A 20,011-nucleotide genomic window follows, 5' to 3' on the forward strand; every position below is an offset into this window, starting at 1 on the left:
ATTTACCAATCTTGCTTTCATCGCTTTGTTATTGAAAAGATTGTGAACAGGTTCTGACTATCTAATCACAACATTGCGGTCAAAACCGCACTTTACGCTGCGTAGAAGAACCGATGTTCATACCTTCTCGGTATTTGGTCACGGTACGACGGGCAATATCAATACCTTTATCTTGCAGGTGCTTCATAATACTACTATCAGATAGCGGTTTTTTGGGGTCTTCTGCCTCAATCATTTGCTTGATCATCGCGCTGATAGCGGTTGAAGAAACGCCTTCACCCTCATCACTACTGACTTGACTTGAAAAGAAATATTTTAAGCTAAATAGCCCTTTGGGGGTAACGATGGTTTTGCTGGTAGTGATGCGAGAAACGGTTGACTCATGTAGGCCCACTTCATCTGCCACATCTTTGAGTACCATCGGCTGCATGGCCATGACGCCTTGCTCAAAAAAAGCCTGCTGACGTTTGACGATACAGGTTGCAACTTTTAGTAGATTTTGATTACGCTCTTCGATACTACGGATAAACAGCCGCGCATCATACAACTGCTCTTTTAGATAGACGCCTTGTTCACTGTTGTCATTGCGACTGACAAGCTTGGCATACATTTGGTTAATACGCAGTTTTGGCAAGGTTTCTGGGTTTAGGCTGACTTCCCAATGCTGCCCTCGCTGCACAACAATGACATCAGGAATGTCGTAGCTTTCAATGCCTTTATCTAGCTGGCGCTGTGATTTTTCATAAGACAGTGCAGGATTGGGGTTTAATGTGCGCAATAAGGCAAGGGCAGGCTGAATCTCAGAGACATCAAGATTGGATGATTTAAGCAGTGCATTGATGTTATTGTTGGCAAAAAACTCTGAATGCATCAAAATTTGCTTGGCTGCTTGCCAAGAGGGGGTATCACTCGGCAATTTATTGAGCTGAATCAGCAAGCATTCTGCCAAATTTCTTGCACCAACGCCCAGTGGCTCGCAGTTTTGTATTTGCTTAACCACAAGTTCAATGTCTTCAAGCGCCAAGTCCACGTTTTCAACTTGATAAAATGACAACATGGTATCAAAACTTTGAAATAGCTCATCATTCGATAGCGTGATAAAACCGCGCTCGTCCATGCTATCAATCAGATACTCCGCCATCAGCATATCGATGGTGGAGAGCCGTCTTAAATTCAGTTGCCAACGGACATAATCTTGAATATTTCCTTGCGTAGCAAGTTTATAATCATCCTGACTGTCTTCGCTATCAATGCCCGTGGCTGCCGAAGATTCATAGCTATAGATATCATCCCACTGTGCATCCACCGGCATGTCGATTTGCTGGCTGCTAAGATGCTCGCTACTATCTATCCCGTCTAAGCCAAATTCCTCATCATAGCGATAATCGCTATCCGAATAACTGTCCCTATTGTTGTCATCATAACTGTCACTGTAACTATCACTTGGGCTATGACTTGCATACTCATGCACTGCCGAGGGTTCACTGTTCGGGGGATAATCTTGGCTAGCAGAAGCAGGATAAAAATCATCCGACGCTAGATAATCCTCCAACACCTCAGTTTCATGGCGGTTATAGTCATCCAAATCAACTTCAGACAACTCAACACCTTCTACTTGATAGTCATCATCGTCATAGTCATAGTCGTTATCCATGTCTTGTTTTGGATAGTTTTCGCCATCGGGTAGGTTATCGGCGTCGTCATAAGACGTCTCCCACTCTTCTTCACGCTCAAGCAGGGGGTTGCTATCGAGTTTAAGCTGCACTTCTTGTTCAAGCTCAAGACTCGATAATTGCAGCAAGCGAATTGCCTGCTGCATTTGCGGGGTGAGTGTCATCCCGGTCGTTAGCTTTGCCCCAATACCAATTTTCATAACGCGTTTTTTTAAGCCTTACTCTAATGAGGTTAGTTTAGATGGTGTGTTCATGCTCTGCTAGGTTGCTAGTTTAGTATTGTTTCAACAAGATATGCTAGTATTTTTTGACATTCAGCCGTATATTAATTATCTGCACTTAGCTTAACTGTGCTTAGCTTTACTTAGCTGCAGCACCCACAAATTTCCCTAAATTTTTTGCTTACGAAATCAAACCATGACAAAACTGACAAAATTTGCGATTATTGAACTCAATAGCCAGACCGATATCTTAGCAAATCTTCAATCTATTGAATTAGGTATTAAAATTGCCAGTGAACGCGGCACCCGCATGGTGATTCTACCAGAAAACGCTTTTTGTTTTGGCAAACAAGGTTTTGCCAGTCAATATTTTGACGCCTTAAAAGCTTGGTCAGCACAGGCTGCCCGACACTATGGTGTGTATCTGCTGGCAGGAACCTTGCCCTGCCCGTATCGACCTGACGGTACGCCTGTCGCTGACGGCAAACTTCGGCAGAGCTCACTATTATTTGACCCTGCTGGCAACTGCTTAGCGCGCTATGACAAAATTCATTTGTTCAAAGCCACCGTCAATGATAGCACAGGCAACTATGATGAAGGTAGAACCTTCGAAGCCGGTAATGCGCTTATTGTGGCGGATACCGAGTTTGGCAAAGTCGGTATGATGGTATGTTTTGATATTCGTTTCCCCACCCTTGCGGTCAAACTACGCGAACTAGGCGCAGATATATTGACCGCGCCTTCGGCGTTCACCTACCAAACAGGTAAAGCACATTGGCATGCGCTACTCACCGCAAGAGCGCTCGATAGTCAGTGCATGGTCATTGGCGCAGGTCAAACAGGTGACCATGTGGTCAATCCCTCAGCGCCTAGCAACGTTCGCAGCACCTGGGGGCATAGTGAATTTATCCGCAGTGATGGTGAGCGCGTTTTGACCCAAAAAATCGATGCAGCAAACGACGCAGCAAACGATACAGTAACCCGAGATTTTGATATCACTAACGATTTAGCTCATTTACCTTTATCTGCCAAAGCGGCAAGTTGGCTGCCTAAGTCAGATAGTCGCCCAGAGCTTAACAAAACTGCTGACCAAACTGCGGTTAAACCAACCCCATCACAACAAGCGCCGACCGTGATTTTTGCCGACTTTGATGCGGATGCGCAGCAAATAACTCGGCAGAATATTGCGTTGCTCGAATGTCAAAAATTGACTATCATAGCAAATAATATCTAACGATCCTTAAGCGAAAAATGGATAATCCACTTTTTGAATATTTAAAGAATAGCCCAATTTTTAGCCGTCTTGATCCTTATATGTTTCAAGTGGTCGAAAACTCACTACATTTTAAACAGTTGAGTCCGCAAGAAGTGTTATTTACGGAAGGCGAGCATGGCGATTTTATGGCGTTTTTGCTGATTGGGGAGCTATCAGTCATTAAATACAGCCCTTCAGGGGCAGAAATTAAAGTCGGTGAAATTCGGGCGGGCGAAAGTACCGGTGAAATGGCACTGTTAGATTTATTAACTCGCTCCGCTACCATTAAAGCCGCCAGCCTATGTGCGCTTGTCACCTTGTCCCGCGCTGACTTTGAGCGACTGTTATCAGATTATCCTCGTATCGGTGTTGAGATGCTGCGTGGCTTAGCGATTATCTTGAGCCTTAATCTTCGCCGTACTTCTGAGCATTTGACTCGCGCGGTAAATGCTTAAGATGGCTAAGGCTGATGTGGCTAGGCTTAAGCTTAATATTTTTTTCATGTTTAATATTACTGCTTAACTTGCCTATTATTGTGAGCTATCGCCGTGAGCGGGGATGCGCTTTGTCATACACTTGCGATAAATGCCCAAAATCCAAATGGGTATAAATCTGTGTGGTACTAATATCACTGTGTCCTAGCAGTTCTTGAACGCCACGCAAATCACCACTATCACTTAAAATATGTGACGCAAAACAGTGCCTTAGCAAATGCGGGTATAAGTCTTGCGCGATGCCGGCACGTTTGGCCTGTAGCTTGATACGTAGTTGCACGGTGCGTGTTGAGATACGCGTCCCATAACGCTCACTGACAAATACTGCCGGGTCTTGCTCTTCCACCCACAGCGAGCGATGCGGCAAATAGTTGATGAGTGCTTGCCAGGCTTTTTCGCCAATCGGTACGATGCGCGTTTTTCCACCTTTACCCAGTACTCGCAACAGCCGCTGTGATTTGTCGATGTCAGACATATTGAGTCCCACTAGCTCGCCGACCCGTAAACCACTGCCATACAGCAATTCTAGCATGGCTTTATCGCGAATCCATAGCCGCGCTTCATGGCTATCTTCTGGCGCAGCTTGGTCTAATAACTGGGATAATACGTCTATATCAAGTAACGTGGGCAAGGGTCTCGGGGCGCGTTTGAGACGTATGGTTGTGGTGGGATTTAGTGTCATCAGCTGCTGAGCAATCAACCATTTATAAAGTTGACGCAACACGGTTAGTTCATATTGACTACTGGATTTGGATATTTTATCAACATCCAATCGTTGAATTAGGAAGTCTGACAACTGCTGACGGGTGATGTGACAAAGCTCGGTATGTTGTTCATAGCAATACGCCAAAAAAGGCTGTAGCGCTTGGCGGTAGCTTTTGATGGTCGCTGCGCTATAACGCTTACTGCTTAGCTCAGCAAGCCAGCGATCTACTAAAGCTTGGTCATCGGTGTTGAGCACAGCTTCTGCCGCATGCGGCGTTAAGTGGGTGGGCAAATCATCGTTTGCTGATTTGCCTACACGGTTGCGCTGATTTTTCCCTTGACTATTTTTGCCTTGACTTAGGCTACGGCTAGTTGGCATAGTGTCGGTTAGCGAGGTTGGAGGCTATTCATGGTAAGGATGTCCCTCGTCTGAGCGATGTTCCTCACTTGATTGTGCTGGCGCAAATTTCAGCCCCGCACCTGCCATCAAACCCTCAGGACTAAACACCCCTTCGTACACAAAGGTCGCAGGACCAGTCATATACACAGGATAGCCTTCTTGCCAACGAATCGCCAAACTGCCACCATACAACTGGGCGCGAATATCCACGCCTTCATCTAGCCAGCCTTCACGCACCCCAGTCGCAACGGCAGCGCACGCGCCCGTACCACAAGCTTGCGTTTCGCCCACGCCACGCTCATAGACGCGTAGCCTGATATGGCGATTATTCATTACCTGCATAAACCCCACATTGACACGCTCAGGAAATGCAGGGTGGCTCTCAATCGCTTTACCGAGTTTTTCCACCTCGGCGGTCAATACATCATCCACTTTGATGACGGCATGGGGATTGCCCATATTCGCCACATAGAGTGTCACAGGCGTACCATCCACATTGAGCCGATAAGAATTTTGAACTTTAGTAATGGTTTTGGGGGTAAAAGGAATCTCATCGGGCTCAAATTTTGGTTTACCCATATCCACTTTTACCCAGCCATAATCATCGGTGCTAAGGGTGATAATACCGCTGGCGGTTTCCACCCGAATACGCTGTTTAAATGACAATTTACGCGCTTGTACAAAACGGGCAAAACATCTAGCGCCATTGCCGCATTGCTGCACTTCACTGCCATCTTTGTTAAAAATACGATAGCGAAAATCGACATCCGGGCGGCTTGGCGGCTCAACAATCAGCAACTGGTCAAAGCCAATGCCTAAGTGTCTATCCCCTAACAACGCTACCAACTCTTTGGTCAAGTGAAGTCGCTGTGTGACCAGGTCAATGACCATAAAGTCATTCCCCAGTCCATGCATTTTGGTAAATTCAATTAACATTGTTATTCCTTAAAATTATTTTGATTTATGCACGCTATCTTATCATGATAGCTGATTTTTTATAAGGTAATTGGGGAACAAAAAAACCTTAGCAAGTCAAGCAAATTTGGGCTCGGTTGCTAAGGTTTTGGTTTCAGTTGCTAAGGTTTTGGGCTCAGAGGAATCAATAAGGCTTAGCGTTGCCAGCAAACCTTACAGGATAGATTTAATCTACCAATTTTTCGTTTTGCCAAAGGCTCTCAACCGTTTCACGCTCGCGAATGACATGGGCGTGACCATCTTTGACCAAGATTTCACAAGCACGTGGGCGGCTATTATAATTGCTCGACATGACAAACCCATACGCCCCTGCGCCTGTGATGGCTAGGATATCATTGTCAGCCAACGCTAACACACGGTTTTTTGCCAAAAAATCGCCCGTCTCACAAATCGCCCCGACCATATCCCATATTTTGGGTTCAACCGGTGAGTTCAACTGTGTGGGGATGACTGCCATCTCTGACTGATAAAGTGCCGGACGAATTAAATCATTCATGGCGGCATCGACAATGGCAAAATTTTTGTGTTCGGTAGGTTTTAAAATATCCACGCGGGTCAATAATACACCTGCATTGGCAACGATACTACGACCTGGCTCTAAATAGAGGGTTAAGCCTAAAGTTTTCAGTTTTGGTAACAGTAACTGCGCAAATTCTTCAATACTTGCAACGTCTTCGTCAATATACTGCACACCCAAGCCACCGCCCAAATCAATATGCTCAAGCGCAATACCTTGCTTGGCAAGTGCGTGAATCATCTCAATGACTTTATCCAATGCATCCATAAAAGGCTGAACTTGGGTCAACTGCGAGCCAATATGGCAATCAATACCGACAACTTTTAGGTGCGGTAAGTCATGGGCAATTTGGTAGATACGGGGCGCATCTTCATGGGTAATGCCGAATTTATTTTCTTTGAGCCCTGTGGATATATATGGATGGGTTTGCGCGTCGACGTTGGGATTGACGCGTAGCGAAATTGGCGCTTGCTGCTGTAGTTTGCCTGCCACTGCATTGATGCGGTACAGCTCAGCTTCTGATTCGACATTAAAGCAAGCAATCCCTACTTCAAGGGCAGTGCGGATATCTTCGGCGGTTTTGCCAAGTCCTGAAAATACGATTTTTTTGGGGTCGCCGCCCGCAACCAAAACCCGCGCAAGCTCGCCCCCTGTAACAATATCAAACCCTGCCCCTGCTTTAGCAAGTTCGTTTAATACCGCAAGGTTACTATTGGCTTTTACCGCATAACAAATCTGATGGTCAATCTCAGCAAAACTATCATCATAAGCTTTATAGGCTGCCAAAATCGACTGCTGACTATACACATAGGTCGGTGTGCCGAAGGTCTTTGCGATATCCGCAAGACTGACGCCATCCATCATCAAGGCAGTGCCATCATAACTCAGACAGTTGATTGACTTGACGTGTTCGGTCGGGTTGATCGCTAAACTTGCAGCTGCATCATCAGTAATCATTTTTACCTCCAACCGATGGCACAGATGGCACCGATGGCGTGGTCGCTGAGTGAGGCGCTGATTGCGGCGTTGGGGCTGCACTATTATCAATCATGACGTTGGGATCTTGGATGTTGACATCGACTTTGGTATCAGAGGCATTGGCAGTGGTGCTAGTCGGTTTGGCGGCAGCATCGACTACTTGTTGGCTATGGTTGCTCGGTAGGTATAATGCCCCTTTTTGCCCACATCCTGTCAGCATATGAGTTGCCAACATCACCGTCAGCACGGTCATTGTTGCGGATAGTTTTGAAATTTGCATGAATGCCCTTAATTTTAAGAATAAAATAACTGAAAAAATAAAATTTGCGATGGGGTTATTGTAGCTGTTTTTGCGTTTTATAAGCAATTATCTCACCTTATTTCTCACCTTACTAAAGATGAGCGTTAAATCGATGATTTTTGTTAATTTTTCATTCTGTTGAAACTATCGTTGTTGTGGTATGCTTTTTCGCTATAATGATGACAACAAAAATTTGGCAAAAAATTACCACAATACATTTTTTTTAATCTACAATAAATTACTGAAGGCAAGGATAGCTTAAAATTTAATCCAGTTAGGAAGGGGCTTGTTGCAAGGAATGCACAAGATCTTGTCTAAAGGAACAGCCATGCAAAATCCGATCTTAGTACTTAATTGTGGGTCTTCGTCAATCAAATACGCGTTATTAAGCAATGACAGCAGCGAGCGCGTTGCCGGTCTTGCGGAGAACTTGGGCTTAGATACAGCGCGTATCAAACACACTGACCTCAATGGGGAAAAAGTCGAAATCTCTTTGGCAGGCGCTAATCACCAATGGGCGCTGCAAAAAATATTAGGTTTATTAGCAGCTTACAAACCCGTTGCCGTGGGTCACCGTGTGGTGCATGGCGGGCGTGAGTTTTCTCATGCCGAAAAAGTCAATGACCATGTCTTGGCGGAAGTCAAACGGCTAAAAGTATTGGCGCCCCTGCACAACCCCGCCCATGCCTTAGGTATTGAAGCGGTGGAAAAAATCTACCCAGATTTACCGCAAGTGGTCGTATTTGATACCGCCTTTCACCAAACCATGCCCGCCAAAGCCTACCGCTATGCCATTCCAAAAGATTTGTACAATGAGCATTATATCCGTCGCTATGGTTTTCATGGTAGCTCGCACGCCTATGTCAGCCACCGCGCTGACAGCCTAGCCCCTCATCACCAAGCCAATGGTTGGATTACCGTGCATTTGGGCAATGGTTGCTCGTTAACCGCCGTGTATGATGGCAAAAGTTTGGACACCAGCATGGGTCTGACCCCGCTTGAAGGTGTGGTCATGGGTACGCGCAGTGGTGATGTCGACCCAAGTTTGCATATTCATTTACACCGTATTTTGGGCTATAGCCTTGACCAAATTGATACGATTTTAAATAAACAAAGCGGATTGTTGGGCATTTCAGGTATCTCAAGTGATATGCGCACGGTGGAGCAAGCCGCCAACGAAGGCAACGAAGATGCCAAACTTGCCATCGAAATTTTCTGTTATAAAGCAGCCCGCTATATCGCTTCACTCAGCTGTGCATTACCGACCTTCACTGGCTTGGTATTTACCGGGGGTATCGGTGAAAACAGCGCCTCAATTCGTCAAAAAATCTTACAAAATTTGCCGCATTTTGGCATCAAAGCGAATCTTGACAAAAATGCCGAACTCTCGCGCGGCGCCGAAGGTAGCTTCCACCAAGCCGACAGCCTACTGCAATTGTGGGTGATCCCGACCGATGAAGAATACCAAATCGCCAAAGAAACCAAAGAAGTCTTAGGTTTATAAACCCTCTCACCCTGATGCCTCATCAGGGTTTTTAGTTTGAATAAAACAACAAATAGGAACTATCATGCAAACTATTTTATTTGTGCCTACTAGTAGCGGCATTGGCTTGACCTCAGCTTGTTTGGGTTTTATCCGTGCGCTCGATTATATCGGGCTAAAAGCAGGATTTTTAAAACCTTTTAGCCAAAATACCACTGCCAATCATGAGAGTGATGACAGCTCAAGTGTGCTTGCAAAACATGCCTTTAACTTAAACCCGCCAACATCCATTGACCGTAGCCGCTTAGAGCGCGTAATTGGGGACGGTCAGTTAGATGACTTGATGGAAGAAGTGGTTGCCAAACACCAAGCATTGGCTGAGCAATATGACGTTATCGTGTGTGAAGGTCTGGCTGCCGACAATAATTCAAGTTATGCGGAATTGGTGAATTTAGCCATCGTCAACGCGCTAGATGCCAAAGTCATCTTGGTCAGTAGTGGCGATATTGCAAACCCTGATAGTTTGGTAGACAAGTTAGATATTTTTGCCCGTGATTTTGGCGGTATGGCAAGCGAGCGCACGCTAGGCACGATTTTAATGCGGGTTAAAAACGTGGACAACCACTATGATGAAGCACCCGTCGCGCCTGGTAAAGCCAAAGTTGATTTGGCAGCGGAGCAGTTACAGGCGATTAAATCCCACTCGCCTTATTTTGACTCCGATAAATTTCGCTTGATTGGCGTAGTGCCTTTTAGTAACACCTTAAGTGTCCCCCGTACCTGGGATGTGGCTCGTGAGCTTGATGCCAAATGGCTCAATGAAGGCGACGCCAAAAACCGTCGTGTGCTCAATACTTTACTGGTTGCGCGTACCGTTGCCAATATTGAAGATTCTTTCACCCGTGGTAACTTACTGGTGACGGCAGGCGACCGAGACGATTTGATTTTGGCGACTGCGCTTAGCACCATGAATGGTGTACCGCTAGCAGGTCTTATTCTGACAGGCGGTATCGTGCCGAACCAAAAAATTATCAATCTGTGTCGCCCCGCTCTAAAAACAGGGATTCCTGTGATGCTGGTTGACACTGACAGCTTTGATACTGTTACCAAACTTAACCACATCAGCCATGAAATCCCCGCAGATGATACCACTCGCGCCAGTGAAGTCACCGATTTTGTCGCCGCGCATTTGGATTTGGACTGGATCAAAACCACTTTTAGTCAAGGCAACAACAACCGCAAACTCTCGCCTTCGGCTTTTCGTCATACCTTGGTCAAAAAAGCCCAAGCCGCCAAAAAAACCATCGTATTGCCTGAGGGCAATGAGCCACGTACGGTTGAAGCGGCGGTCATCTGTCAAAATCGTGGTATTGCCCATTGTATCTTACTTGCCAAACGCAGTGAGGTCGAAGAGGTTGCCAAGAACTTGGGGCTCACCCTACCTGAAGGCCTGCAGATTCTTGACCCAGAAAGCTTGATTGACAAGTACGTCAAGCCTATGGTTGAGCGCCGTAAAGGCAAACTCGATGAACTACAAGCCCGTGAGCAGCTCAAAGACACCGTCGTACTGGGTACCATGATGCTGCACTTGGGTGAAGTCGATGGTCTGGTATCTGGCGCCGTACATACCACCGCCAATACTGTCCGCCCGGCGTTTCAGTTAATTAAAACAGCGCCGCAGTATTCACTGGTTTCGTCTATTTTCTTTATGCTACTGCCTGAGCAAGTGGTGGTGTATGGTGACTGTGCCATCAACCCAGACCCTACCGCAGAACAGTTGGCTGAAATCGCCCTACAATCCGCCCAATCTGCCAAAGCGTTTGGTATCGAACCCAAAGTTGCCATGATTAGTTACTCGACAGGGTCATCAGGTGAAGGCGCGGACGTGGATAAAGTGCGTCAAGCCACCGAAATCGCCAAAGCCAAAGCGCCTGATTTGCTCATTGATGGTCCGTTACAATATGACGCTGCCAGTGTCGCAAGCGTGGCAAAATCAAAAGCGCCAAATTCGCTGGTGGCAGGTCAAGCCAATGTGTTTATCTTCCCAGATTTGAACACTGGCAATACCACCTATAAAGCGGTGCAGCGCTCTGCCAACGTGGTGAGCGTCGGTCCTATGCTCCAAGGTCTCAACAAGCCTGTGAATGACTTGTCGCGTGGCGCCTTGGTTGAAGATATTGTCTATACCATTGCGCTCACAGCCGTTCAAGCTGATAGCGGTGAGTTTTAAGCGTTTATGTTTAAAAAAAGGTGAGTTTGACACTCGCCTTTTTGTTGCCTGTCACACAGGATATCAGCTTAAATGCAAGGCTACTGTTCCACCACTAGGCTAGTGTGCCACAATCTGTTATGCCCAAAAATTGCTTTATGGTAAAATTCTGCATAAAGTGATTTTTGTGCGCAATGTACCAACCGATGAACCACCAAACCAACTGTAAGATGCTGTAGTGATGATGAAGGATTTTAGTTTTCTTTACCCTAAATTTATATTGGGTTTGTGGTTATGACAATGCCTCGCTGTATCCGTGTCTGGTTGGGTGGCTCATTCGATCCGGTACATTTGGCGCATTTACAGATGATTGCGCATGTGTACCATGAACTCATGCACGCTTTCCCCAACGTTGATATCATCGCCAAATTACTGCCCACGGCGGGTTCGCCTTTAAAAACTAAGCCAACTTCCAACCAGCAGCGCCTTGAGATGCTTGCGCTTGCGATTGGCGATGTGCCTTTTTTGTCGATTGATGAGACTGAGCTGCAGTGTCAGCCACCTGTGTATAGCTTTCATACCTTGAGTGAGTTTAAACAGCGTTACCCCAATGACCTACTAATTTTTGTCCTCGGACAAGACAGTGTTGAACAACTTGATAAATGGTATCGCGGCTTTGAGCTGCTTTCGCTGACCAATCTATGGGTGCTACCCCGTCCTGCCTTGGGTAGCCTTAGCCCCACTTTAAATCACAATTTAAGCCACAATTTAAATAAAAATTTGAACCAAAATGCTTTAGCGAATACGGATAAACCCCCTAGTATAAATATTGATAATCGGCTAGTGCCTTTTATCATTCATTCGCCAAAAGACTTGATAAATCAAACCACTAACCATATCTATATTGATAAGTTTGTCGTGCCTGATATCGCCAGTAGTGATATAAGAGCTTGGATCTATAGCGCAGAAGCTGAGCAACGGCAGCAAGCGCGGCTAAGTCTACCGAGTCAAGTTTATCGGTATATTGTTGAGCATCAGTTATATGCCCCACCCGTTTAGCCGAGTATTGATTTACATTTTTTGATAACCTGTGCGTTAGATTTTTGTTAAAATAGCGCACTTTTTTTAGGATTGTCATGATCCTATTTTAAGCTACCCTTATAACCAATCATTATGACCCAATTCATGGAATCCACGCATTTATGACCGATACCCAATTTGCTAGTTTAGTCAATCAACACCCTGCCCACCAACAGTTAACCACCTGCCTTGACATCGTTCAAGATGCCTTGGATGATCTAAAAGCCAAAAACATTACTGTACTCGATGTTGCTGATATGACTGAAGTCATGGAGCGTATCGTGATTGCCGAAGGGACATCTACCCGCCACCTTAAAGCGGTTGCCGACCATGTCGCGATGAAAGCGAAGCAAGCAGGGTTTAATCCGATTGGTGTCGAAGGTCAAGGCACCAGTGATTGGACCTTGATTGATTTGGGCGCAGTGGTGGTGCATGTGATGATGCCACAAGCCCGCACGTTTTATGACCTAGAAGGCTTATGGCAAGGTCAATCGCAGCGCGAGCGTATGGAAAAAACGGCGTAGTGTAGTCTATAGCTTAGTTTAGACTATGTTATGCAAACTATGCGTTATGAACTAGACGCTACAACCAAATGGGTAAATAAGTTTTACCCATTTTTTTATGGCGTTGATATTCTTTGGTTAAAAGTTATGCCAAGGCAGCCGTTTGCTGACGTTGATGGTTTTTCATCCAAAGATTGATACCGATAAGGATAACAATATAGCCGATTTGTGCCAAAAATGTCTGTAGTGTTGGGTAAAATCCTAGCCATTCAATCGCTGGCAAGCCGCTCATGGCAGTCATCGGTAGATACCCTGTCAATTGCAGCGCGTGCAAACTAACGCCTAAAATCTTAAAGCCCAATAGGTAAATCACCCAAGTTAACAGTTTAAACAACTGTGGAATTGGTAATTTGACCGAGGTTCTTAGCATCACCCAAGCCACTGCTGCCAGTGCTACGAGCGCCAAACCAATCCCGGTTAAAAAATTACTCATGCTGATATTGGGTAATATACCGACGTAAAACAATATGGTCTCTGCGCCTTCTCGAAACACGGATAAAAAGCTCAATCCAAATAACGACGCAAAACTGCCTGCCGTCATGGCTTGTCCCATATGACGCTTGATATAAGCGTTCCATGATTGGACGGATGATTTGCTATGCAGCCACGCGCCAATGCCAATCATCATAATGACCGCAACGATGCCTATCACCCCTTCAAACATCTCACGATTGGCGGCAGAAGTCACTGCAGGGAATAATAGCTGTAATGCCATCGCGCCTGCGATACTGGCAAGTAAGCCAAAAGCCACGCCAGCATACACCCATTTTTTGGCTTTGACTTGTTTGGCAGCGGTTAAAGCCGATAACAGCGAGATGACAATCAATAAGGCTTCTAACCCTTCTCGAAGCAATATCAGCATCGAGTCAACCGCGGTATATTGGGCTGTTGGATTGATTGCCGCCAATTCATTGATAATCGATTGCAGTGTTTGCTGCTGTTTAGGGTCTTGCCCCTTCGCCATGGCTAGCGGGATTTGACTTTCCACCCGATTATATAAACTGGGGTTACGCGTGCTGACATCGCCTTCCACCATTGGCCATATACTAATAAACTCGCCTAACTTGGCTTGACCAGTCGCTTCATCGTTTGTTTTAAACGCCTGTAAACCATCGCGCAGTAGCTGGATACTATCTGCCAGAGTGACAGTTTGTGTGGTTTGTACAGCGGCTACGTCACCCTTGTTATAACTGTCGATGGCGTCTTTTAGCGCGGCAGATTGGGTTTTGATTTGCGCCATATTGATGGGTTGGGTTTCAATTGCCACTCGCATCAGCGCCATGGATGTTTCGATTTTGCCGTAGTGCCCCATACTGGTATTGCGTACGACCCGCTCATTACCTAGCCAAATTGCATTAAACTCGTTGTAAGCCGCCCGTAACGCTTCGACATCTGTCGGCGCTGCACGTTGTATGACTTGATTAAGATTGTCATACGCCGGTACCATTTTTTTGGCAAACTCTTTTCGCTTACCGCTGTAATCTACAGGATTTTGTTCTTTTTCAAAGGCATATAACGCATTTGACACGGCTGATAAATTGGCTTCTGTGGGGTTGCTGATGGCTTGCCCAATCGCTTGGCTTGTTTGTTGCCCAAGCGTGGAATTTTTTGCCGTTGCATCTATGGCATCAAAGGCTGTTTGAATTTGCGCAAGGGTGTCCTTGGCTTTTGGGATATCATTGGCTTTAATTGCCGCCATCGCGTCTGATAGGTTGATAAAAATAGGGCTTAAATTCAGCTTTTTGCTGGCTGGTTGACTGGCTTGCGTCGCTATCTGGGCGCTTGCAGGCGTTGGTTGCTGCGCTTGTAAGCCTTGACTGGTGATGAGCAGCGAACTTGCTAGGCCAAAACTTAGCAAGGTTTTTTGGATGATATTTATCATGAGTAACTTTTTAACCGTCTATTTTTAAGCGTGTATTTTTAACCGTCTATTTTTAACTGATGCAGGTTACATTTGAACCTTAAGCTTCAAATAATGCTTGTCCAATGTAGCCACCCTGCGGAATACCACCAAAGCAAGCAAATAGCCCACTGCCAATGTGGGTGGTGTATTCATTCATTTTATCAAGACGACCTAGGGCATTTTGGATGATGATAAATTGCTCGGGCGATTTTTGGAATGAAATAAACAGCAGCCCTGAATCAAACTGTCCGGTGGCTGGGTTAATGCCGCTACTGTAAGAATACGAACGGCGTAGCATCTCCACGCCTGTGCGTTTTGCCAGTCCCATGTGGGAAATTTCAGGTATCACTGCTTTACCCTGCGCGTCTTTGGCGTGCACATCAAAGGTGTCAAATTCGCCTTTTTGTCCAATCGCCGCACCGCTGTCACGATGTCGACCAAAGGTGTCTTCTTGACCTTTAAGCGAGGTGCGATCCCAAGTTTCAAGATGCATTTGGATGACGCGGGTGACCAAATAAGTGCCGCCTTTCATCCAATCAGGCGCGTCCGCCCATAAGTTTTTGTCCGCAGCTTTGATGGTGCTTTGGTTGGCGGTGCCGTCTTTAAAACCGAATAAATTACGGGGCGTGTGGTTGCCGGTATCAAACCCGACAAAACCTGACTGACTCCAACGCATGGTGATATTAGAACGCGCTTGGCGAACCAGTTGCCGTACCGCGTGGAACGCCACTTGGGCATCTTCGGCGCAGGCTTGAATACAGATATCACCCCCCGTCAAATTTTCTCGTAATTGATCGCGCGGGAACTTGGGCAAGTCTTGGAATTCTTTGGGCTGCTTATGAGTAAGTCCCATTTTTTTTAGAAAACTTGGGCTAATACCAAAGGTCAACGTCAATCCGTACGCGCCCATGCTGTCTGCTTCGCCTGTGTCGGTTGGGGGTACAAACGGGTTTTTTTCGTAGGCTTTGATGTTTTTACCTTGCGTCAAATTGGCCGCATAGATTGTCCAGTCTTTGAACATCTGTTTGACATCGTCGAGCTTATCGGTATGTAAATCCATTACCAAAAAATAAATATTACGCTGTGACGGCGTGGTAATGCCTGCTTGGTGTTCGCCATAAAAATCATATTTGACATCCGCAAAACTATTTTTGGTAGTATTGGCATCACTACCGGCATGTTTAGGATTTTCGTTTTTATCGCTATCTTTGGACTGATTGCCATCCAACGCTTGCAAGTTAGGTAAGTTTTCGCTTGGTTTTTGCTGACAGGCTGATACAGCTAAACCTGCGCCTGCGACACTGAGCGCACCAAATTGGCGTAAAAAACTGCGACGATTGGACGTTTTTGGTCCTAACCCTGTTTCTTGCGCTTGCTTATCTAATTTACTATGTTTCATACTGCCCCTAACACCGTACTGACCTTTTTATGCCACCCTAAAACCGTCAAGTGAAGCAATTTTTTGCTTCACCTTTCACTTATTGCAATACAATGCCCATCTGCGCTAAGGGTTCGCCGAGTTTATTCACCGCTTCGGCTAGCGCTTTGGTATCTGCAGGGGTTAACTCTTTATAGGATTTATAGTCTTGTTGCCCGACTTGGTGTTTGGCAAGTAATTGGTTGACTGCGCCAAATTTTTGCTCAAGCTCCGTGACTAACGCTGGGTTTTTGGCTTGGATTTTTGGTTTTAAAATGGCAAATATTTTCTCGGCGCCTTCAATATTGGCTTTAAAATCATACAAGTCTGTGTGCGAGAAAATTTCTTCTTCGCCGGTGATTTTGCTTGTTGATACTTCATTGAGCAAATCTACTGAACCTTGTACCATCAAGTCGCCTGTGACCTCTGCCGTTGGAATTTTGGCGTGCAATTCTTTGACATCTGCAATCAGTTGTTTACCCAGTTTTTCAGTGCCTTTGGTGGTATTTTGTGTCCACAAGATTTTTTCAATCGCATGGAACCCTGTCCATACTTCATTGGGCTCAAGGTCGGCTTCACGGTTGTCGATACGTGGGTCAAGGTCGCCAAAACTTTCAGCAATCGGCTCTGAGCGCTCATAATACATGCGTACTTTTGGGTATAACGCCTTCGCCTCTTCTAATTTACCCGCTTCGAGCAGTGCGACAAATTTTTGGGTATCGGCGAGCAAGCTATCAATTTGGGTTTGTACCCAAGCTTTGTATTCCGCCGTTTCTTTACTCAAATCAACTGAGCTCTGCGCCGACGCTGTGACTGCAGAAGCATTGCTCGTTGCAGGCGCTGTTGCGGCACTACTTGCAGCAGCTGCTACGTCGGTTTTTTGCTCGGTTTTTTGGCAAGCCGTCAAGAGTAATGCAGATATCGTCAGGGGTAATATTGATAAAGTAAAAGTACGGCTCAACATAAAACATCCTTAAAAGTAAACACCAATAAATAATAAAAAAAATAATGACAATTTGCGAATTATAGTGTAAATGAGAATCGTTATCAATATTTATTTTGCTTTGATTGCGCTTAGAAGTTTAAGCAAAAAAATACCCCGCACCAGCGAGGTAGCGAGGTATTGTGATTGGCTATGACGCGCAGATCGCCTAATAACAAAATAGCCTAGCCGAATTTACCGGTGATGTATTCTTCAGTTTCTTTACGGTCTGGGTTGGTGAACATTTTATCGGTATCCCCCATTTCCATCATTTCGCCCAAGTACATAAACGCGGTATAGTCAGACACCCGTGCCGCTTGCTGCATGTTGTGGGTGACGATGGCGATGGTGTAATCATTTTTTAGGTCTGAAATCAAATCTTCAATTGAGCCTGTTGAAATAGGGTCAAGGGCCGAGGTGGGCTCGTCTAGTAACAATACTTCAGGACGGGTTGCCACACCGCGGGCGATACACAGACGCTGCTGCTGACCACCGGACAATGACAGGCCTGATGCTTTAAGTTTATCTTTAACTTCAGTCCATAGTGCCGATTTTTTGAGCGCCCATTCAACGCGCTCGTCTAGCTCAGCGCGGCTTAAGCTCTCGTACAGACGCACACCGAATGCCACGTTGTCATAGATTGACATCGGAAATGGCGTTGGTTTTTGGAATACCATACCCACGCGAGCGCGCAGCAAGTTGACGTCCACGGATTTATCCAAGATGTTTTGTCCATCTAGGTTGATTTCGCCCGTGGCACTCATGCCGGGATATAGGTCATACATACGGTTAAAGGTACGCAGTAACGTTGATTTACCACAGCCTGAGGGTCCAATAAACGCGGTAACTTTCTTGTCAGCGATATCGATGTTGATATTTTTAAGGGCTAAAAATTTACCGTAATAAAACTCTAGATTACGAATTTGCATTTTTGCGGTCATGATGAATACCTTAATAAATTTTGTTTGATACTAGCAAATAGCTTTAATCTTCTATTGATCATCAATGTGATGATTGCTCTTTACCACTGAGCGCACGTGCCAAAATATTCAACGTTAATACTGCCAAGGTGATGAGTAACGCACCTGCCCAAGCCAATTGGTTTGAAATAGGGTATGGCTGGCTGGCGTATTGATAAATCACGTTTGGTAAGTTGGCAATGGGCTGACCCATATCGGTACTAAAGAATTGGTTATTAAGCGCGGTAAATAGTAATGGTGCAGTCTCACCCGAGATACGTGCAAATGCCAGTAAGATACCTGTTAATACCCCAGTTTTGGCAGCACGTAAAGTAACGGATGTTACCAGTTTCCATTTTGGCGTTCCTAACGCATAAGCCGCTTCACGCAATGTATTGGGAATTAGACGGAGCATATTTTCAGTGGTACGTACCACCACAGGAATAACCAATAGCGCTAAAGCCATTGCACCTGCCCAACCTGAGAAGTTACGACCTTGTACCATCAACGCAAAAATAAATAGACCAATCACAATCGAGGGTGCGGATAGCAAAATGTCGTTCATAAAACGGGTGACTTTACCAAGCCAGCTGTTTTCGGCAAATTCAGCAAGATAAATACCTGCCATGACACCAATCGGTGTACCGACTACAAGCCCTAATCCTGTCACCATGATTGAGCCGATAATCGCATTGCGAAGACCGCCAATTTCGTTTGGCGATGGTGTGTCTTGAGTAAAAATAGGCATGGTCAATAACGCATGAGAGCCTGATAAAAACAATTTGAATAAAATTAAACCTAAGAAGGTCAAGCCAAATACAATGGACAAACCGGCAAATATCAGTCCTAAAGCATTGCTTAGACGGCGGCGTTTGTAAATGGCATTGTTACGATTCATGTTGGTAGTAGTCATAGTATTCCTCAGCGTCCTTATTTCGTACCCGCATTTTTATCCATACGACTGAGCATCAATTTTGAAATCACCAGTACAATAAAGGTAATGATAAATAGTAAGAAACCTAAATGTAATAGCGATGATTGGTGCAAGCCTTCAGACTCTGCAAATTCATTTGCCAATGCCGAAGTGATTGACACACCTGACTGGAACAAACTTGGACTGACGTTATAAGCGTTACCAATAACAAAGGTGACTGCCATCGTTTCACCCAATGCGCGACCCAATCCCAAAATAATACCGCCCATCACACCGGCTTTGGTATAAGGCAACACCACGTATCGCATCACTTCCCAAGTGGTTGACCCCAAACCATAGGCAGATTCTTTAAGCATCTTTGGCGTAATGGAGAAAACGTCACGCATGACCGATGCAATAAACGGGATAATCATGACAGCCAAAATCAAACTTGCAGTGAACAGACCAATACCCATCGGCGCACCTTGGAATAAACGACCCACATAAGGCACATCACCCAAATGGTCAATCAGCCAAGGCTGGATATGTTCTGAAAACCAAGGCGCAAATACGAAAAATCCCCACATACCATAGATAATTGAAGGGATACCCGCTAACAACTCAATGGCAATACCCAAAGGACGTTTTAAAAAATTGGGGCAAAGCTCTGTCAAAAACATGGCAATACCAAAACTTACCGGAACCGCAATCAAAATGGCAATGACAGAAGTCACTAGCGTACCATAGATTGGTGCGAGTGCGCCGTATACATCCATCCCTGTATCCCAGTCTTTACTGGTATAAAAGTTAATGCCAAACGCTTTCATACTTGGCAATGCGCCAAGAAATAGTGAGATTAAGATACCACCTAACAACAACAGCACGATAAACGCAAAAAGACGAGTCGCGTTGACAAACAACCAGTCTAATTGTTTTTGCTTTGCGAGTTTTGCGTGTAAATCCGACATAAGAACCCAGCCATC

17 protein-coding genes are annotated in these 20,011 nt (G+C 45.5%); 6 read left to right on the top strand and 11 right to left on the bottom strand.

From position 1 onward, the window contains the following. Positions 1-79: 79 nt before the first annotated feature. Positions 80-1,873, bottom strand: coding sequence for an RNA polymerase factor sigma-54 (locus RTL34_RS06100; RefSeq protein ID WP_312115472.1), 1,794 nt, complete (start codon positions 1,871-1,873; stop codon positions 80-82). A gap of 217 nt (positions 1,874-2,090) precedes the next feature. Between RTL34_RS06100 and RTL34_RS06105 the strand changes: the two genes are divergently transcribed. After that, a complete protein-coding gene (locus RTL34_RS06105; RefSeq protein ID WP_312115473.1) occupies positions 2,091-3,128 on the top strand; it encodes a nitrilase-related carbon-nitrogen hydrolase in 1,038 nt (345 codons plus the stop codon). 17 nt (positions 3,129-3,145) lie between these two features. Next, positions 3,146-3,604: a cyclic nucleotide-binding domain-containing protein gene (locus RTL34_RS06110; RefSeq protein ID WP_036594464.1), complete on the top strand. Its 459-nt coding sequence runs from the start codon at positions 3,146-3,148 to the stop codon at positions 3,602-3,604. 85 nt (positions 3,605-3,689) lie between these two features. Here the strand turns inward: RTL34_RS06110 and xerA are convergent, their stop codons facing one another. From xerA to lptM, 4 genes are all read right to left on the bottom strand, one after another. Then, on the bottom strand, positions 3,690-4,727 hold the full coding sequence (gene xerA / locus RTL34_RS06115) for a site-specific tyrosine recombinase/integron integrase (protein ID WP_312115478.1): 1,038 nt from the start codon (positions 4,725-4,727) through the stop codon (positions 3,690-3,692). Positions 4,728-4,751: 24 nt separating this feature from the next. Further along, positions 4,752-5,684, bottom strand: a complete 933-nt coding sequence (gene dapF, locus RTL34_RS06120; RefSeq protein ID WP_007115198.1) for a diaminopimelate epimerase — start codon at positions 5,682-5,684, stop codon at positions 4,752-4,754. A gap of 205 nt (positions 5,685-5,889) precedes the next feature. Then, the gene (gene lysA / locus RTL34_RS06125) at positions 5,890-7,197 is read right to left on the bottom strand and encodes a diaminopimelate decarboxylase (RefSeq protein ID WP_409455445.1); all 1,308 of its coding nucleotides are present in this window, start codon (positions 7,195-7,197) and stop codon (positions 5,890-5,892) included. Further along, complete coding sequence (lptM, locus tag RTL34_RS06130) at positions 7,187-7,498, bottom strand: LPS translocon maturation chaperone LptM (RefSeq protein ID WP_312115479.1); 312 nt, start codon at positions 7,496-7,498, stop codon at positions 7,187-7,189. The genes lysA and lptM overlap by 11 nt, the downstream gene beginning before the upstream one ends. 349 nt (positions 7,499-7,847) lie before the next feature. Between lptM and RTL34_RS06135 the strand changes: the two genes are divergently transcribed. The 4 genes from RTL34_RS06135 to rsfS all read left to right on the top strand — a co-directional run bounded on the left by RTL34_RS06135 (position 7,848) and on the right by rsfS (position 12,815). Further along, entirely contained in the window at positions 7,848-9,023 is a 1,176-nt protein-coding gene (locus RTL34_RS06135; protein WP_099808374.1) for an acetate/propionate family kinase, read from the top strand. A 64-nt stretch (positions 9,024-9,087) separates the two neighbouring features. Beyond that, on the top strand, positions 9,088-11,232 hold the full coding sequence (pta, locus tag RTL34_RS06140) for a phosphate acetyltransferase (RefSeq protein ID WP_312115483.1): 2,145 nt from the start codon (positions 9,088-9,090) through the stop codon (positions 11,230-11,232). Between the two features lie 273 nt (positions 11,233-11,505). Then, positions 11,506-12,270, top strand: coding sequence for a nicotinate (nicotinamide) nucleotide adenylyltransferase (gene nadD / locus RTL34_RS06145; RefSeq protein ID WP_312115485.1), 765 nt, complete (start codon positions 11,506-11,508; stop codon positions 12,268-12,270). A 143-nt stretch (positions 12,271-12,413) separates the two neighbouring features. Next, a complete protein-coding gene (gene rsfS / locus RTL34_RS06150) occupies positions 12,414-12,815 on the top strand; it encodes a ribosome silencing factor (RefSeq protein WP_050324756.1) in 402 nt (133 codons plus the stop codon). A gap of 124 nt (positions 12,816-12,939) precedes the next feature. On the opposite strand, the gene RTL34_RS06155 is transcribed toward rsfS, so the two are convergent. From RTL34_RS06155 to pstC, 6 genes are all read right to left on the bottom strand, one after another. Further along, the gene (locus RTL34_RS06155; RefSeq protein ID WP_312115488.1) at positions 12,940-14,736 is read right to left on the bottom strand and encodes an FTR1 family iron permease; all 1,797 of its coding nucleotides are present in this window, start codon (positions 14,734-14,736) and stop codon (positions 12,940-12,942) included. 79 nt (positions 14,737-14,815) lie between these two features. Beyond that, positions 14,816-16,156 (bottom strand): iron uptake transporter deferrochelatase/peroxidase subunit, encoded by a 1,341-nt coding sequence (gene efeB / locus RTL34_RS06160; protein ID WP_312115489.1) that lies wholly within the window; start codon positions 16,154-16,156, stop codon positions 14,816-14,818. Positions 16,157-16,235: 79 nt separating this feature from the next. Then, a complete protein-coding gene (efeO, locus tag RTL34_RS06165) occupies positions 16,236-17,138 on the bottom strand; it encodes an iron uptake system protein EfeO (RefSeq protein WP_239742964.1) in 903 nt (300 codons plus the stop codon). A gap of 203 nt (positions 17,139-17,341) precedes the next feature. After that, positions 17,342-18,097 (bottom strand): phosphate ABC transporter ATP-binding protein PstB, encoded by a 756-nt coding sequence (gene pstB, locus RTL34_RS06170; RefSeq protein ID WP_060995484.1) that lies wholly within the window; start codon positions 18,095-18,097, stop codon positions 17,342-17,344. 61 nt (positions 18,098-18,158) lie between these two features. Beyond that, positions 18,159-19,028, bottom strand: a complete 870-nt coding sequence (pstA, locus tag RTL34_RS06175; RefSeq protein WP_201665913.1) for a phosphate ABC transporter permease PstA — start codon at positions 19,026-19,028, stop codon at positions 18,159-18,161. Between the two features lie 17 nt (positions 19,029-19,045). Then, a complete protein-coding gene (gene pstC, locus RTL34_RS06180; protein WP_036593090.1) occupies positions 19,046-19,996 on the bottom strand; it encodes a phosphate ABC transporter permease subunit PstC in 951 nt (316 codons plus the stop codon). Between the last annotated feature and the right edge of the window lie 15 nt (positions 19,997-20,011).

Source organism: Moraxella sp. CTOTU47915 (genome assembly GCF_031986685.1).
Taxonomy (GTDB): Bacteria; Pseudomonadota; Gammaproteobacteria; order Pseudomonadales; family Moraxellaceae; genus Faucicola; species Faucicola tetraodonis.

Excerpts from the sequence above, each read along its gene's own strand:
- RTL34_RS06100 (WP_312115472.1), bottom strand. The coding sequence starts at position 1,873 with ATGAAAATTGGTATTGGGGCAAAGCTAACGACCGGGATGACACTCACC.
- RTL34_RS06105 (WP_312115473.1), top strand. The coding sequence starts at position 2,091 with ATGACAAAACTGACAAAATTTGCGATTATTGAACTCAATAGCCAGACC.
- RTL34_RS06110 (WP_036594464.1), top strand. The coding sequence starts at position 3,146 with ATGGATAATCCACTTTTTGAATATTTAAAGAATAGCCCAATTTTTAGC.
- xerA (WP_312115478.1), bottom strand. The coding sequence starts at position 4,727 with ATGCCAACTAGCCGTAGCCTAAGTCAAGGCAAAAATAGTCAAGGGAAA.
- dapF (WP_007115198.1), bottom strand. The coding sequence starts at position 5,684 with ATGTTAATTGAATTTACCAAAATGCATGGACTGGGGAATGACTTTATG.
- lysA (WP_409455445.1), bottom strand. The coding sequence starts at position 7,197 with ATGATTACTGATGATGCAGCTGCAAGTTTAGCGATCAACCCGACCGAA.
- lptM (WP_312115479.1), bottom strand. The coding sequence starts at position 7,498 with ATGCAAATTTCAAAACTATCCGCAACAATGACCGTGCTGACGGTGATG.
- RTL34_RS06135 (WP_099808374.1), top strand. The coding sequence starts at position 7,848 with ATGCAAAATCCGATCTTAGTACTTAATTGTGGGTCTTCGTCAATCAAA.
- pta (WP_312115483.1), top strand. The coding sequence starts at position 9,088 with ATGCAAACTATTTTATTTGTGCCTACTAGTAGCGGCATTGGCTTGACC.
- nadD (WP_312115485.1), top strand. The coding sequence starts at position 11,506 with ATGACAATGCCTCGCTGTATCCGTGTCTGGTTGGGTGGCTCATTCGAT.
- rsfS (WP_050324756.1), top strand. The coding sequence starts at position 12,414 with ATGACCGATACCCAATTTGCTAGTTTAGTCAATCAACACCCTGCCCAC.
- RTL34_RS06155 (WP_312115488.1), bottom strand. The coding sequence starts at position 14,736 with ATGATAAATATCATCCAAAAAACCTTGCTAAGTTTTGGCCTAGCAAGT.
- efeB (WP_312115489.1), bottom strand. The coding sequence starts at position 16,156 with ATGAAACATAGTAAATTAGATAAGCAAGCGCAAGAAACAGGGTTAGGA.
- efeO (WP_239742964.1), bottom strand. The coding sequence starts at position 17,138 with ATGTTGAGCCGTACTTTTACTTTATCAATATTACCCCTGACGATATCT.
- pstB (WP_060995484.1), bottom strand. The coding sequence starts at position 18,097 with ATGACCGCAAAAATGCAAATTCGTAATCTAGAGTTTTATTACGGTAAA.
- pstA (WP_201665913.1), bottom strand. The coding sequence starts at position 19,028 with ATGACTACTACCAACATGAATCGTAACAATGCCATTTACAAACGCCGC.
- pstC (WP_036593090.1), bottom strand. The coding sequence starts at position 19,996 with ATGTCGGATTTACACGCAAAACTCGCAAAGCAAAAACAATTAGACTGG.